The sequence below is a fragment of the Streptosporangium sp. NPDC005286 genome, from assembly GCF_040607515.1.
Lineage (GTDB): Bacteria > Actinomycetota > Actinomycetes > Streptosporangiales > Streptosporangiaceae > Streptosporangium.
The window spans coordinates 37,802-53,165 of record NZ_JBEXGU010000004.1 but is presented as its reverse complement, the minus strand read 5'-3'; the positions used below and the strand labels follow the sequence as shown (position 1 = coordinate 53,165).

Annotated in this window: 9 protein-coding genes; 8 read left to right on the top strand and 1 reads right to left on the bottom strand. The window is 71.5% G+C overall.

The annotated features are described in order from the left end of the window. Positions 1–70: 70 nt before the first annotated feature. The 3 genes from ABZU75_RS02920 (at position 71) to ABZU75_RS02910 (ending at position 3,043) form a co-directional block, all read left to right on the top strand. The gene (locus ABZU75_RS02920; protein WP_355548808.1) at positions 71–919 is read left to right on the top strand and encodes a hypothetical protein; all 849 of its coding nucleotides are present in this window, start codon (positions 71–73) and stop codon (positions 917–919) included. Next, on the top strand, positions 853–1,560 hold the full coding sequence (locus ABZU75_RS02915; protein WP_355548805.1) for a VOC family protein: 708 nt from the start codon (positions 853–855) through the stop codon (positions 1,558–1,560). The genes ABZU75_RS02920 and ABZU75_RS02915 overlap by 67 nt, the downstream gene beginning before the upstream one ends. Positions 1,561–1,651: 91 nt before the next feature. Next, a complete protein-coding gene (locus ABZU75_RS02910; protein WP_355548802.1) occupies positions 1,652–3,043 on the top strand; it encodes an NAD(P)/FAD-dependent oxidoreductase in 1,392 nt (463 codons plus the stop codon). 11 nt (positions 3,044–3,054) lie between these two features. Here ABZU75_RS02910 and ABZU75_RS02905 read toward each other — a convergent pair whose 3' ends face one another. Beyond that, the gene (locus ABZU75_RS02905) at positions 3,055–5,493 is read right to left on the bottom strand and encodes an AAA family ATPase (protein WP_355548799.1); all 2,439 of its coding nucleotides are present in this window, start codon (positions 5,491–5,493) and stop codon (positions 3,055–3,057) included. A 252-nt stretch (positions 5,494–5,745) separates the two neighbouring features. On the opposite strand from ABZU75_RS02905, the gene ABZU75_RS02900 reads away from it, so the two are divergent. From ABZU75_RS02900 to ABZU75_RS02880, 5 genes are read left to right on the top strand one after another with little or no spacing between them, the layout of a single operon-like run. Continuing rightward, positions 5,746–7,995, top strand: a complete 2,250-nt coding sequence (locus ABZU75_RS02900; protein WP_355548796.1) for a TOMM precursor leader peptide-binding protein — start codon at positions 5,746–5,748, stop codon at positions 7,993–7,995. 15 nt (positions 7,996–8,010) lie between these two features. Further along, positions 8,011–9,372, top strand: a complete 1,362-nt coding sequence (locus ABZU75_RS02895; RefSeq protein WP_355548793.1) for a SagB family peptide dehydrogenase — start codon at positions 8,011–8,013, stop codon at positions 9,370–9,372. Positions 9,373–9,378: 6 nt separating this feature from the next. Further along, the gene (locus tag ABZU75_RS02890) at positions 9,379–10,191 is read left to right on the top strand and encodes an HlyD family efflux transporter periplasmic adaptor subunit (RefSeq protein ID WP_355548790.1); all 813 of its coding nucleotides are present in this window, start codon (positions 9,379–9,381) and stop codon (positions 10,189–10,191) included. A 15-nt stretch (positions 10,192–10,206) separates the two neighbouring features. Next, on the top strand, positions 10,207–12,450 hold the full coding sequence (locus tag ABZU75_RS02885) for an NHLP family bacteriocin export ABC transporter peptidase/permease/ATPase subunit (protein ID WP_355548787.1): 2,244 nt from the start codon (positions 10,207–10,209) through the stop codon (positions 12,448–12,450). Next, positions 12,447–15,326, top strand: a complete 2,880-nt coding sequence (locus ABZU75_RS02880; RefSeq protein WP_355548784.1) for an NHLP bacteriocin export ABC transporter permease/ATPase subunit — start codon at positions 12,447–12,449, stop codon at positions 15,324–15,326. The genes ABZU75_RS02885 and ABZU75_RS02880 overlap by 4 nt, the downstream gene beginning before the upstream one ends. Positions 15,327–15,364: the final 38 nt, after the last annotated feature.

Sequence of the window (15,364 nt, the reverse complement as noted above, 5' to 3'; positions counted from 1 at the left end):
TTGTAAGAATTCCTAGATTAGGACACCCGTAAGGGGGGGATAGTTGCCCCTGTTATTGAGTTTCTTCGGTATGACCATCATGGTGCTGACCAAACTCGACCCCACCGACCTGGCGTTCCTGTTCGGCCCCCATCTGGTGGAGGCCGGCGAAGCACAACTGGTCGTGAAGCTTCTCACCAATAAGGCCGCAGAGGGAGAACTGCTGGTCCAGCGTCCCGACGGGATGTTGCTGCAGCGTCGCGTGTTCCGGGGATGGAGCACCATGCCGCCACCGCTTCCTCCGTTCGCCGTACTCGACCATCTCTACCTGGTGATGCGTGCCGTCGTCATGACCAAGGACGACGTGACGGTCGCGCTGATCGGCAGTGCCTGCTCGCCCGGCGCCGGCGTGGCGGCCGCACTGGCCGGCCGGTCCTGGCGGCCGGTGTCGGGGCAACTCCTCGTGGTCGACCGGACCACCGGGCACACGCTCCCCTTCCACATCCCGCTGGACCTGCGCGGCGGCGCCCTGGAGTCGGCGAGGAGCGGCGGGCTGATCGGCCAGGAACCGGACCCGGCGACCTGGCGGCAGGCTCATCCCGCACTGGCCGGGGAGTCCGTTCTGGTCCGCCCCGAGCGGCTGGGCCCGCCCGTCCCGATCACCGCCAGGCTCGCCCCGCCCACGCTGGTCAGGCTCTGCCAGGGAGACGACGACCGCTGCAGGCTTGAGCCCTGGTCGTTCCAGCCGCACATCTGGCCGCCGGCCGCCACGGAACTGGCCGACGCGCCCCGCTACCGGCTGCTCATGCCGGAGTTCGGCGGCGCGGAGGAGGCCGCGGCACTCATCGACGACAGGATCCAGAAGGAGCCCCCATGCCCCGGCGGACCGCGTACGGCCCGGGAACACCGTGCTGGGTTGATCACATCACCGTCGATCTGACCGGCGCGAAACAGTTCTACGGCGACCTCTTCGGCTGGGAGTTCACCAGGGAGAACAGTCGCGGCTACCACCTGATCACGTTGCGCGGAGAGATCATCGGCGGCCTCGGCCCCAGCCCGATGGGCCCGGCCTTCGGCTCGTCCTGGAACGTCTACCTGGCCGCCAAGGACCTCGGCCACACCCGGGCGGAGGTCGGGCGCCTGGGCGGCCGGATCGTGATGGGCCCGGTGCCCGCGGGCGGGAACGGCCGCCTCTGCCTGGCGGTCGACCCCTCAGGTGCGGCGGTTGGCTTCTGGGAGGGCGGCAGGGACGAGGGCGTGGTCCTGGTGGACGAGCCCGGCGCCCTGTGCGCCTGCGAGCTGCACACCTCCCGCCAGGAGGCGGCGACGGAGTTCTACCGGAGCCTGTACGGCGACGCGCCCCTGGTGATCCGCCCCTCCGCCAGGACCGGCTGGGTGCCGTTCTTCGGCGCCGGTGCCGGTGCCGGTGCCAGTGCCAGTGACGGCGACGGCGACGGCGACGGCGACGGCGACGGCGACGCCGCCGTCGCGGCGGCCCTGGCGGCCGGGGCCCGCCCGCTGGAAGGCGGCCTGCTCGCCGACCCGCTGGGCGCGGTCTTCGGCCTCACCAACCTGAATTAATCCATAAATGCGTATAAATACGTATTAACAATATTCGCTGCACTTTGCGAGGATTCAACGGTTAGCAGTTTTCCTGCGGGAGGGGTATTCCATGGCGCCTGACGTGGTGGTCATAGGAGGGGGCCCGGCGGGAGCGATCTCCTCGGCGCTGCTGGCCCGGGCCGGCGCCCGGGTGCGCCTGCTGGAACGGGACTTCTTCCCCCGCTACCACATCGGCGAGTCGATCTCCTCCTCCTGCCGGGCCATCATCGACCTCGTCGGCGCGCGGGAGAAGGTCGAGGCCCGCGGCTACCAGGTCAAGGAGGGCCTGCTGCTCCGCTGGGGCGCGGAGCGCGACTGGACGATCAACTGGCCGGACCTCTTCGGCGACCAGGTTCGATCCTGGCAGGTGGACCGCGCCGACTTCGACGACGTCCTGCTCAAGCACGCCGCCGAGCAGGGCGTGCAGGTGGTCCACGGGGCCCGCGTGCGGAAGGTCGGCTTCGACGACGGCCGCGCCGTGGGCGTGGAATGGGTACACGAAGGGCACCGCCAGGAGACCGCGGCCGACTTCGTGGTGGACGCCTCCGGCCGCGCCGGCGTGCTCTCCGCACAGCACTTCCGCAACCGGCGGCCGCACGACGTCTTCCGCAACGTCGCCATCTGGGGCTACTACCGGGGCGGCGCCCTGCTGCCCAGCACTCCCAGGGGCGGCATCAACGTGATCTCCTCCCCCAACGGCTGGTACTGGGTCATCCCGCTCAGCGGCGACGTCTACAGCGTGGGCTTCGTCACCCACAAGGACCAGTTCCTGGCCCGCAGGTCCGGGTTCTCCTCGCCGGACGAGATGTTCCTGACCCTGGTCGCGGAGTCGGAGACGGTGACGGAACTGGTGGCGAGCGGCGACTTCCAAGGCGAGGTCCGCGTCGAGCAGGACTTCTCCTACTCGGCTGACAGCTTCTGCGGCCCCGGCTACTTCCTGGCGGGCGACTCCGCCTGCTTCCTGGACCCGCTGCTCTCCACCGGCGTGCACCTGGCCATGTACAGCGGCATGCTGGCGGCCGCGACCATCCTGTCCGCACACGCGGGGGAGGTCGCCGAGCGCGAGGCGCTGGGATTCTACGAGTCCCACTACCGCAACGCCTACGGCCGGATGTTCTCCATGGTCGCCGGCTTCTACGAGCAGTACCGGGGCAGGAACAGCTACTTCTGGCTGGCGCAGCGCCTGGCCAGAGGCCAGTATCCGGAGCTGATGAGGAAGCGCGTCAGCGGCGCCCAGGCACCCCCCGACGGCGCCTTCGCCTCGATCACCGCGGGCCTGACCGACCTGGACGACGCCACCCGCGTCGGCGGTGCGGCCCCGCTGGACGCGATGGTGCTGGCCGGCGAGCTGACCGCGGGCCAGGACCGCGAGAACACCGACGGCACCGCCGACAGGCTGTACCTGGTCACCGAGCCGAGGCTGGGCATCGGACGGTCCACCGAGCCGGTGTCACCGCACTGATCAGGGGCCGGTCACAGTCCGAGGGCGGCGGCCAGCTGGTGCCGTCCCCGGATACCGAGCTTGCGGTAGATGCGGCCCAGGTGAGTGTCGATGGTGCGCTTGCTCAGGCAGAGCCGCTCGGCGACCTCCATGCTGCTCATGCCCTGCCGTACCAGCTCGACGACCCGCTGCTCGGCGGGGGTGAGCAGGATCTGGGCCTGCGGCGGCTGCGCGTCCGGCGCGTGCTCCGGGCTCGCCGACGGTTCGGCGGCGATCGTACGGGCCGCGGTGTGCTCGCCCAGCGCGTTGTACGCCTTGGCGGCGTGCGCGCGCCAGGGCAGGCAGGCGGGGTTGGTGATGCCGCGGGCGGAGAGCCGGTGCCCGCAGTCGAGGAACAGGCTCAGCGCGGTGACGTGGTCGCCCGCCGCCGCCGCGATCAGTCCCTGAACCTCCAGGATCAGGCTCTTGATCAGCGGATGGGCGTCCGCGGGCATCGTCATCTCACGTACCAGCTCCGCGGCGTCCTGCGCGCGGCCCATCCGGATCAGGGCCCGCGCGCCACAGGCGCGCGCCGCCGTGGTCAGCACCCGCGCGCCGATCCGCTCGGCCCCCTCCCGCGCGTCGAGCGCGTCCCGCAGGCTGTCGGCCGAGTCGCCCCGCCGGTGGCCGATATCGGCCCGCAGGAGCAGCCCGAGCGCGTGCAGATCCGGCTGGTCCCAGGTGCGGGCGTCCTGCAGGATCCTGCCGCACACGGCCAGCGCCTCCTCCGGCTGCCCCGTCCAGCCGAACGCCAGCGCGGCGCCCACCAGCCCGGTTCCCGCGGGCCGATCCCGGCGAGAGCGTTCCCGGGTGGCCCGCGTCGCCAGCCGCCTGGCGGTGCCCGGGTACCGCCCGCTCGCCGCGACCATCGCCGCCAGCGCGCCGGCGAGCTCCTTCGCGGCCGAGTCCGGCACGCCCGAGGAGGCCATCCGCACCGACCTGCGCAACCCGGCGCGGTACCCGGACAGCACCCCCTGCGCGGTCAGCCGGAGCAGCGGCTCCCTCGGCGGGTCCGCCATGGCCGCCAGCTCGTGGGCCACGGTGACGAACGGCCGGACCCCCACCGTGCTGGCGACCAGCGCGGGGCTGGCCAGGTTCAGCAGCGACCTGGCCCGCCTGACGGGGTCGGGCGCGGTGCTGACCAGTGTCTCCGCGTGCCGGACGCAGGCGTCCAGGTCATGGCGGAGCTCGACCGTGCCGAGCTGCAGGGTCAGCTCGTGAATGGTGGCCGGATCGTCGGAGCAGGCCAGCGCGCGGCGCAGGTAACGGGTCGCGTCGTCGTACTCGCGGGCCGCGACCGCCTCGGTGGCCGCCCTGCGCAGCACCGGAACGCCCCAGTCGGAATCGGTGAGCATCAGGTGCTCGGCGGTCTGGGCGGCCGGCGCGCCCAGCCTGGCCAGCAGCGCGGCCCCGCGTTCGTGCAGGCCGAGCCGGGTCTGGTTGTCGATGCGCGACAGTACGGCCGTGCGGATCAGGGGGTTGTGGAACCGCACGGGCGACCCCGCCGTGATCAGACCCGCCTGGGCGAGGGCCCGGCGGGCCTGCCGGATCTGCGGCTCGCCCTGACTCAGCAGGATCGCCGCCACGGTGACGTCGGTGTCCGGTCCCATGACGGCGAGCTGGGTGAGCAGTTCGTAGGCCACCGGGTCGTGGTCGTGCAGCCATTCGAGCACGGTGGCGGACAGGGCCGCCGTGCCGATCTCCAGCACCTGGTCGGGGTCGGGCTCGCCCGGGCTGATCCTGGCCTGCCGCATCCGGCTGGTCAGCTGGCGCAACACCAGCGGGTTCCCCTGCGAGAGCGTGTGACAGAGCGCGGCCAGCTCCACATCGGGCGGCGCACCCAGCGCCTCGGCGACGAAGTCGGCCGTGCAGGTGGCGCAGAACGGTCTGAGCTGGACGAACCGCGCGTACGGCAGCTTGGCCAGATCCGTGCCCAGCCCGGCCGGGGGGCTGCCGGGCAGCGTGGCGATCATCATCACCGGCAGGTCGTCCAGGCGGCGCGCGATATAGGAGAACCAGCGCAGCGACGGCATGTCGGCGAAGGACAGGTCGTCGATCGCGATGACCACCGGCTGCTCCGCGACCAGGTCGCGGGTCATGTGGAACAGGCTGATCAGCAGGTCCTGGGTGGCGGCGCCGTCATCGTCGGCGGCGCGGTCGAACTGCCCGCGGGGCCGCTCGCCGGCGGACATCACCGGGTCGAAGAGCTGGCGGACCATACCGTAGGCGAAATGGCTCTCGCTCGGATGACAGCGTGCCCGCAGCACCAGACTGCGCGGGGGAAGCATTTCAGTCATGGCGCCGAGCAGGGAACTCTTGCCCATTCCGTTTCCGCCCAGGATCGCCGCGACGGTAGGGCGGCCGGCCCGTAGTTCGTCGAGAGCCTCTCGGAAGACAGCCAGTTCTCTGTCTCTGTGAAGAAGCGGTGCCATGCTTCATCGTCCCATTCTCCCGATACGGATCTCAACGGGTTCGGTGCCCGTCTTTCTCGGCGGTACCGGTTCAGAAGTGGGCCACGGGCGCCGATCCCGGGCGTCCGGCGTGGTGATACCGAGGCGAATACGTCGGCGCCCTAAGTATCGGCCGCGCGATGCGTACGATTTTTTGCGCATTCACCATCCGGGTCCCCCCGTGTTTAAATCCGCACTGAAGAGGGTTGTCGAGAGCTTGTTATAAAAAGGCGGATGCTGATGGAGAGTCCACGACTAAAGGCCCATTTCCATGTCGAGGTCGTGGACGGATCCCGGGTCTTCCTGTTCGCCGAGGGGAAGGACTTCCTGGTGCCGGGGAAGGCCGCCGTGGCGGTGCTCCCCTACCTTGACGGCCGCAGGAGCGTGAGTGAGATCGTCCAGGAGCTGTCCGGGAGCGTTCCATTCACCACGGTGCTGACCACGCTGCGCCGCTACGAGGCGGCGGGGCACCTCGCGGAGGGCAGGCCGGACCTGCCGGAGAAGGTGCTGGCCTACTGGGACGCGCTGGGCATCGATCCGGCGGCCGTCACGAAGGGCACGCCGGTCACCGTCGCGGCCGCCGAGGGGGTGGACGCCACACCGGTCACGGCCGCCCTGACCGAGCTGGGGTTGAAGGTGCTCACCGGCGCGATCGACGAGGTGCCCGCCGAGGGGGTCTCGGTCGTGCTCGTGGACGACTACCTCGACCCGGCCCTGGAGCGCCGCAACGCGTCGCAGCTGGCATCCGGGCTCCCCTGGCTGCTGGCCAAACCGGGCGGTGTCAGCCCGTGGCTCGGCCCCTTCCTCGATCCCGACCACACGGGCTGCTGGTCGTGCCTGGCGCAACGGCTCAGCGGCAACCGCCAGCTGGAGCGCTACCTGGCGGGGAAGCGGGGCGAGCGGACGCCGTTCCACCCGGTGCGCGCGCAGATCGCGGCCGGACCGCTGGCGCTGGCCGGGATGCTGGCGGCCGAGGTCGCCAGGATCGTGGCGACCGGCGAGCCGGGTGCGCTCTGCGGTCAGATGGTCGCCCTCGACCTGGCGACCATGGAGACCAGCAGGCACATACTGATCCGCCAGCCGCAGTGTCCCTCGTGCGGCACGCCGTCCGACGGCAACCCCAAGATCGTGCTCGCCCCGCGGCAGGCCAACCACGTCACCGACGGCGGTTACCGGGTCAACCAGCCACAGGAGACGTTCGCGCGGCTGGAGCGGCACATCAGCCCCCATCTGGGCGCGATCACCAAGCTGGTCTCGATCGGTGCCGACCCCAGTGGCCTGACCTACAGCTACGCCGCCGGCCACAACTTCGCCATGGTCAACGACAGCATGGACCTGCTCCGCCGCAACCTGCGCGGGCAGAGCGGCGGCAAGGGGCGCTCGGAGATCCAGGCGAAGGTCAGCGCGGTCTGCGAGGCGATCGAACGGTACTCGGGGGTCTGGCGGGGGGACGAGGTGGTCATCCAGGCCGCCTACGCCGACCTGGATCCGGCGACCGCGGTGCACCCCGACCGGTTGCTGCTCTTCTCCGACGAGCAGCGGGCCGGGCGCAAGGAGTGGAACGCCGACCCGGCGCACCGGCTGCAGCAGGTGCCCGACCCGTTCGAGGAGAACGTGCCGTTCGACTGGTCGCGGGCCTGGTCGCTGACCCGCGACGAGGAACGGCTGGTCCCCGCCGCCTACGCCTGGTACGGCCACCCCGACCTCTACCGCCACTTCTTCTGCATCGCCGACTCCAACGGCAGCGCGGCGGGCAACACCCTGGAGGAGGCCATCCTGCAGGGCATCTGCGAGCTGGTCGAGCGCGACTCCGTGGCGCTGTGGTGGTACAACCGGCTGCGCCGCCCCGCCTTCGACCTCGACTCGCTGAACGACCCCTACGTGGGCGAGCTGCGGGACTTCTACGGGGCCATGGACCGTGACCTGTGGATGCTCGACCTCACCACCGACGTGGGCATCCCGGTGTACGCCGCGGTCTCCCGGCGCCGCCACGAGGTGGAGGACATCATGGTCGGCTTCGGCTGCCACCCCGATCCGCGCATCGCGGCGTTCCGCGCGCTCACCGAGCTCAACCAGTTCCTGCCGACCGTGGAACGGCGTGACGAGCAGGGCAACACGCTCTACCGGGTGGACGACCCGGAGATGCTGGCCTGGTGCAAGGAGGCCAGGCTGGAGGGGGAGCCCTGGCTGCTGCCTGCGGAGGACCTCGCGCCGGTCACCGTCGGCCCGCCCGCCCCCACCGACCTGGCCGTGTGCGTGCGCCGATGCGTGGACTCGATCGAGGCGGCGGGATCCGAAGTGATCGTCCTCGACCAGACCCGTCCCGACCTGGACCTGAACGTCGTCAAGGTGATGGCGCCCGGCCTGCGGCACTTCTGGCGCCGCCTGGCACCGGGCCGCCTCTACGACGCACCGGTACGGCTCGGCTGGCTCGACCGGCCGACCCCCCAGGACGAGATCAACTCCTGGAACGTGTTCTTCTAAGTGAACGGTCCCCCCATGAACCCCATCATCGTCTCCCGGCTGCGCCGGGACGCGTCGTTCTCCGGTGAGCGCATCCAACTGACCAGCACGGCTCTCGAACTGAGGAACCTGTCACCGGGACAGGGCACGGCCCTGAAGCTGCTGGCCGAGGGCGACCACGATGACGCCGCCCTGGCAGGCGCGGTGACCACGGCGGACGGCGAGGCGGGACTGCTCCGCTGGCACCTGCTGTTCCGCGGGCTGAACACCTCCGGACTGCTCGAACACGCCGCGGCGGTGGACGGCACCGTGGTGGCCAGGCTCTTCTCCGTCGGCCGGGGCTCGACGCTGCCGGCGGCGGCCCCCGCGGGCCCGGTACGGCTGTCGCGCTTCGCCGAGGCGCGGGTGGTGGACGGCACGCTGACCCTGCAGACCCCCGGCCGGCACCTGGCCGTCGAGCTGACGCCGCAGGCCGCCGGGCTGCTCGGCGAGCTGGCGACCTGGAGCACCTCGGTGCCCGCCCCGGTGCTGCGGCTGCTGGCCACGGCCGGCCTGCTGGCGCCGGGCGGTCCCGATGAGGACGTGGAGGTGGCCGAGCGCCCCTACGCCCAGTGGCACCCCGCCGACCTGGCCTTCCACTCCCGTACCCGCTTCCCCGCCTCGGTCGGCGGATACGGCGGGACCTATCCCATCAAGGACCGCTTCGCACCGGAACCGGTCTCCCCGCCGCCAGCCGGTACCCGGACCGTCGCGCTGCCGGTGCCCGACCTGGACGAGATCGCGGCCGGGGACCCGTCGCTCACCGAGGTGCTCGAACGGCGCCGCTCGATCCGCGCCCATGACCAGGACAGACCGATCACCCTCGCCCAGCTCGGCGAGCTGCTCTACCGGAGCCTGCGCAGGCGGGGCACCATGACCGGCGGCGACGGCCAGGAACTGGCCGACCGGCCGTATCCGAGCGGCGGCGCCGTACACGAGCTGGAGGTCTACCCGCTGGTGACGGCGTGCGAGGGACTGCCGCCCGGCCTGTGGCACTACGCGACCGACCGGCACGAGCTGGAGCTCGTCGCCGAGCCGGGCAAGGCCACCGAGGCGCTGGTCGGCCAGGCTCGGGGCGCCGCCATGCTGGAGGCGGATCCACAGGTGGTGCTGCTGGTGGCGGCCCGGTTCGGCCGGGTGATGTGGAAGTACGAGACCGTCGCCTACCCGCTGGTCCTCAAACACGTGGGCGTGCTCTACCAGACCCTCTACCTGGTGGCCACCGCGATGGACCTGGCCGTGTGCGGCCTGGGCGGCGGGGACGCCGCGGCCTTCGCCACCGCCTCGGGACGCGACCCGCTCCTTGAGGGCACGGTCGGGGAACTCGTACTCGGCTCCCGGCCCCGGACGGAGGAGTAGACCGCGATGAGATTCCGCTACCAGGCGCTGCAACGGATGCGCGAGCCCGACGAGCTGGACTCCCCCACCCTGCTGGCCACCCCCCGGGGCTGGATCGCGGTCTTCGTCGTGATGATCGTGATGGCGGGCGGGCTGGCCTGGGCGTTCGTCGGCGAGTTGCGCATCTCGGTCGCCGCCCCGGGTGTCCTCACCCACCCGGGCGGTACGGCCCGCATCCAGAGCCACTACTCGGGGCTGGCCCGCCGCGTGCTGGTCCGGCCGGGCGACCGGGTGATCGTCGGCCAGTCCGTCGCCGAGCTGCAGGACGCCGACGGCAAGACCCAGGAGGTGGCCAGCCCGTTCACCGGCCAGGTGGTCGGCACCACGGTCAGCGACGGCCAGGTGGTCGCCGTCGGCACCACGGTCGCCACGGTCGAGCGGACCGACCTGCCCGACGACCGCCTGGTCGCCATGGTGTTCGTACCCGCCGACCGGGCGGCGTGGATCGCCCCCGGCCGCCCGGTCGACCTGGAGGTGTCCACCGCGCCCGCCGCGGCCTTCGGACTGCTGCGCGGCCAGGTCACCTCGGTCAGCCGCTACCCCCTGACCGGTGAGGCGCTGGCCGGGCTGGTCGGCGGCGAGCTGGCCGCCAAAAGATACGCCGCGGTCCAGGCCCCCCTGATGATCATCGTGGACCTGATCCCCGACCAGAACTCGCACTCGGGATACACCTGGTCGACCGCGCAGGGACCGCCCGTGCAGCTCGACTCCCAGGTGACCGTGTCGGCCTCCATCCACCTGGGCGAGCAGACGCCGTTCGACCTGGTGCTCGGGCGCTGAGCGGAGGAGGCACCGATGACGAACACGACATTGAACCCCGCGGAGCCCGCCAAGCCCGCGCCCAAGAACCAGCCACGCCCCCCGCGCCCCCGCAGGAAGAACCGGCACCGGGTGCCGACCGTGATCCAGATGGAGTCGGTCGAGTGCGGCGCGGCCGCGCTGGCGATGGTCCTGGGCCACTACGGCAAGCACGTGCCGCTTGAGGAGCTGCGGGGCCGGTGCGGGGTGTCCAGGGACGGGTCCAAGGCATCCTCGATGCTCGCGGCGGCCCGCTCCTACGGAATGATCGCCAAGGGGTTCCAGCTCGAGGCCGAGCTGCTCCGCGACCAGAGCGGGCCGGTGATTATTTTCTGGGCGTTCCAGCACTTCATCGTGGTCGAGGGACTGGTGACCCGGTTCGGCCGCACCATGGTCGCGATCAACGACCCCTCCTCGGGTCCGCGGCTGATGGAGTGGTCGGAGTTCGACTCCGGCTTCACCGGGATCATGCTGACCTTCGAACCCGGCCCCGATTTCAAGCCGGGGGGCGAACGCGCCAAGCTCAGCAAGGCGCTGCTCCAGTGGCGGCTGCCGTCCGGACGCGCCCTGCCGCTGGTGCTGCTGGCCAGCGCGCTGCTGCTGCTGCCCGGCATCGCCGGGCCCGCCTACTACCGGGTGTTCATCGACCGGGTGCTGAGCGGCAACTCCCCTGACATCCTGCCGCCGCTGCTGATCGTCATGGTGTTCACCGCGGCGGCCACCTTCGTGCTGACCTCGGTGCAGCAGTACTACCTTCTGCGGCTGGAGATCAGGGTCGGGCTGGTCGGCTCCGCCCGCTTCTTCCGTCACCTGCTCCGGCTGCCCATCGAGTTCTTCCTGCAACGCCGACCGGCCGAGGTCGCCAAGCGGATCTCCACCAACGACACGGTGGCCGAGATCCTCTCCCGCGACCTCGCGCTGACGGTGATCAACATGGTCCTGGTGGCGTTCTACGCCGCCCTGCTGGTCCGCTACGACGTGCTGCTCGGCGTCATCGGCGTCGGCATGGCGGCGCTGAACATCCTGGTGCTGCGCTGGGTCGCCCGGGCCCGCAAGGACGCGGTCACCGCACTCCGCACCGACCGCGGCAACCTCACCGGCACCACCTTCGCCACGCTCAGCATGATCGAGACGGTCAAGGCCACCGGCGCGGAGCCCGACGCCTTCACCCGCTGGGCGGGTTTCCTGGCCAAGGTCGTCTCCGCGCAGCAGCGGCTCGGCGTGCCCACCGCGGTGCTGGTCGTCGTCCCGCCCCTGCTGGCCACGGTGAACACCGGCCTGATGCTGCTGATCGGCGGGCTGCGGGTGGTGGAAGGCGTGCTCAGCATCGGCATCCTGATCTCCTTCCAGACCCTGCTGGCCGCGCTGAGCAGGCCGGTCACCCAGCTCACCAACCTCGGCGGCCGCCTGCAGGACCTCAGCGCCGACGCCAAGCGCATCCACGACGTGGAGCGGCACCCGATCGCCCGCTGCTTCGAGCGTGCCGGCGGCGGGGCGGAACTCGGCACCCGCCTGGAGGGCCGCCTGGAGTTGCGGGAGGTCACCTTCGGGTACGGCCCGCTGAGCGATCCGGTCATCAAGAACCTCTCGCTGAGCATGACACCGGGCAGCCGGGTCGCGATCGTGGGCGGTTCCGGCAGCGGCAAATCCACCCTGGGCCGCCTGCTGACCGGCCTGTACGAGCCACGCGCCGGCCGGATCCTGCTCGACGGCCACCCGCTGGACGAGATCCCGCGCACCGTGCTCGCCAGCTCGATGGCCTACGTCGACCAGGACATCGTGCTGTTCGCCGGGACCGTACGCGACAACCTGACCCTGTGGGACGAGGCGGTCCCCGACGAGGTGGTGCTCGACGCGCTCCGCGACGCCGCCGTCTACGACGCCGTGCTGGCCCGTCCCGGCGGGATCAACTCGTTCGTCCGCGAGGACGGCCGCAACTTCAGCGGCGGCCAGCGGCAGCGGCTCGAACTGGCCCGCGCCCTGGCCGCCGAGCCGACCCTGCTGATCCTCGACGAGGCCACCAGCGCCCTGGACCCGGAGACGGAGTACGTCATCATGGACAACCTGCGCCGCCGCGGCTGCGCCTGCCTGCTGATGGCCCACCGGCTGTCCACCATCCGCGACGCCGACGAGATCATCGTCCTGGACCGCGGCGAGGTCGCCGAGCGCGGCATCCACGAGGAGCTGCTCGCCGCCGACGGCATCTACACGCGGCTGTTCAACACCGGAGGAGGACTGTGAGCCCCGCTGCTCTCGCCGGGATCGCCATCCCGCTGGACCTCGGCACCGAGCGGTTCACGATCCTCGACAACCCCGGGCGGATGCTGCTGGTCGAGGCCGGCGCGGTGGACCTGTTCGCGGTCCGGACCGCCGACGACGAGCTGGACGGCCGCTGGAACTTTCTGGGCCGGGCCGAGGCGGGCACGGTGCTGGCCTGCGGGGTGCGGTCGGGGCCACGCCACGTGATCGTGGCCCGCCCGGTGCCCGGCGCCGTACTCTCCGACGTCCCGGTCGCGGTTCTGCACGACCTGCCCGCCGAGGCCGCCGCCTGGCTGGTCAAGGGGCTCAGCCGCGGCATCGAACTGCTGGCCCAGGCGCTGCCCGCTCCCCTGCCGCCCCGCCAGTTCGTCCCGCTGCCCGGCAACGGGACGGCCGAGCTGGACGCGGGCCGCGCCGTGCGATCGGTCGACGGCGTGCGCTGCGTGCGCGTCGAGGCGGGTGACGTGGAGGTCGGCGGCAACGATCTGGTGCTCGGCGCGGGCAGCGACATCTGCCTGACCGAAAGGGACTGGCTCGTCGCCCGCACCAGGACCCGGCTGCGGACCCGCTCGCTGCACTCGGTCTTCGACGAGGGCCTGCTCTGCGAGTTCCTCGCCGCCCACGCCGTCCGGCTGCTCGACACCGTCGACGAACGCCTCGAACGGCGGCGCGAGGAGGAGCGCGCCGCCCTGACCGGCCTGCGTGAACGCGAGAGCACCGTGCTGACGCAGGCCGTACGGAGCTTCGACGCCGTGCTGCGGGACACCGAGGTCCAGGTGAAACTGGCCGACGTGGCCAACGATCCGCCCGCGCTGGCCGCGGCCCGGCTGGTGGCGGCGCACCTGGGGTTCGAGGTCCGGCCGCCGGTGCGGCGCGGCAGCCAGGACCGCCCGGTGGGCGACCTGCAGGCGATAGCGCTGGCCTCCGGCGTCAGGACCCGGCTCGTACGGCTGGACGGCCCGTGGTGGACGCAGGACCTTGGGCCCATGGTGGGCAGCAACTCCGCGGGCCGCCCGGTGGCGCTGCTGACCATGGGTCGCGGCTACGTCATGGTGGACGACGGCGTGCTCACCCCGGTCACCGCGGCCGTCGCCCGCAACCTGGAGAACCGGGCGCACGTGCTGTACCGGCCGCTGCCCACCTCGATCAAGACCGTCGGCGCGCTGCTGCGCCTGGGGCTCCTGGACAGCGGCAACTACCGTGACCTGCTGCGGTTCGCCGCCATGGGGGTGCTGGTCGCGCTGCTCGGACTGCTCGTCCCGATCATGACGGGCAAGGTGCTCGGCGTGTTCACGGTCCGGGCCGAACTCGACCTCATCGTGCAGGGCTCCCTGGTGGTGATCGGTTCCGGGTTCGTGATCGCGGCCCTGTCGGTGGTGCAGAACATCGCGGTGCTGCGGGTCGAGAGCCGCACCACCTCGGCCCTGCAGTCGGGCCTGTGGACCCGGCTGCTCTCCCTGCCCGCCGGGTTCTTCGCCCGCTACTCCACCGGTGAGCTGGGCACCACGGTGCTGGGCATCAGTTCGGCGCAGGAGATGCTCTCCGGGATGCTGACCACGGCCACGCTGGGGCTGCTCACCGGATCGGCCAACCTGGTCCTGGTCTACTTCTACGACGTGCGCCTGGCCCTGGTCGCCACCGGGCTCATGCTGTTCGGGCTCGGGTTCGCCATCGTCGCGGGGCGGATGCAGCTCCGCTGGCAGCGGCAGTCCTACGAGCACGAGCGGACCATGTCGGCCCGGGTCTTCCAGATGCTCACCGCGATGCCGAAGCTGCGGGCCGCCGCCGCCGAGGAACGGGCGTTCGCCGAGTGGACGCGCGAGGTCACCAGGGGCCGCTCGCTGACCGCCTCGGCCCGTCGCATCCAGAACGCGGTGACCACGTTCAACGCCGGATTCCCGCTGGTCTGCACCGGGGTCGTGTTCGCGGTGGTGGCGGGACCGATGGCGGGCCAGGTCTCGGTCGCCACCTTCCTGCCGTTCTTCACCGCGCTCAGCCTGCTGCTGGCCTCCAGCCTCCAGTTCACCGCCGCCGCCGTCACCGCGATGGGCGTCGTGCCGATGATGGAGAACATCAAGCCGATCCTGGAGGCCCGGCCGGAGACCGACGGCACCAAGGCCGACCCCGGCGACCTGTCCGGACGGCTCGCGCTCAGCCAGGTGTCGTTCCGCTACGGCCAGGACGGTCCGCTGACCCTGGACGGGGTCGCCCTGTCGATCGAGCCCGGCGAGTTCGTGGCCCTGGTCGGCCCCTCGGGCAGCGGCAAGTCCACGGTGCTGCGGCTGCTGCTCGGCTTCGAGATTCCGCTGTCGGGCACCGTGCTCTACGACGGCCAGGACCTCGCCGAACTCGACGTCTCCGCCGTCCGCCGCCAGTGCGGGGTGGTGCTCCAGAACGGCGCGCTGCAGGCGGGCAGCATCCAGGCCAACATCGTCGGCAGCAGCATCCACACGGTGGACGACGCCTGGGCGGCGGCCGAGATGGCCGGGCTCGCCGACGACATCAGGGCCATGCCGATGGGCATGCACACCGTGCTCTCCGAGGGCACCAGCACGCTCTCCGGCGGCCAGCGGCAGCGTCTCATGATCGCTCGGGCGCTGGTCGCCCGGCCCCGCATCGTCTTCTTCGACGAGGCCACCAGCGCGCTGGACAATCCCTCCCAGAGCCGGGTCGCCGAGAGCACCCGCCGGCTCAACGCCACCCGGGTGGTGATCGCCCACCGGCTCTCCACGGTGGTGGCCGCCGACCGCATCGTGGTCATGAACGAGGGACGGATCGTCCAGCAGGGCACCTACGACGAACTACTGGCCGTGAAGGACGGCCTGTTCGCCCAGCTGGCCACCCGTCAGCTCTCCTGAGTGCGGCTCGGCGAGGATCGGCGAGCCGCCGCGGCACC

What these genes read in the sequence shown, in the direction of transcription:
- ABZU75_RS02905 (WP_355548799.1), bottom strand. Translation starts at nt 5,493, where the DNA reads ATGGCACCGCTTCTTCACAGAGACAGAGAACTGGCTGTCTTCCGAGAG.
- ABZU75_RS02910 (WP_355548802.1), top strand. Translation starts at nt 1,652, where the DNA reads ATGGCGCCTGACGTGGTGGTCATAGGAGGGGGCCCGGCGGGAGCGATC.
- ABZU75_RS02895 (WP_355548793.1), top strand. Translation starts at nt 8,011, where the DNA reads ATGAACCCCATCATCGTCTCCCGGCTGCGCCGGGACGCGTCGTTCTCC.
- ABZU75_RS02915 (WP_355548805.1), top strand. Translation starts at nt 853, where the DNA reads ATGCCCCGGCGGACCGCGTACGGCCCGGGAACACCGTGCTGGGTTGAT.
- ABZU75_RS02920 (WP_355548808.1), top strand. Translation starts at nt 71, where the DNA reads ATGACCATCATGGTGCTGACCAAACTCGACCCCACCGACCTGGCGTTC.
- ABZU75_RS02885 (WP_355548787.1), top strand. Translation starts at nt 10,207, where the DNA reads ATGACGAACACGACATTGAACCCCGCGGAGCCCGCCAAGCCCGCGCCC.
- ABZU75_RS02900 (WP_355548796.1), top strand. Translation starts at nt 5,746, where the DNA reads ATGCTGATGGAGAGTCCACGACTAAAGGCCCATTTCCATGTCGAGGTC.
- ABZU75_RS02890 (WP_355548790.1), top strand. Translation starts at nt 9,379, where the DNA reads ATGAGATTCCGCTACCAGGCGCTGCAACGGATGCGCGAGCCCGACGAG.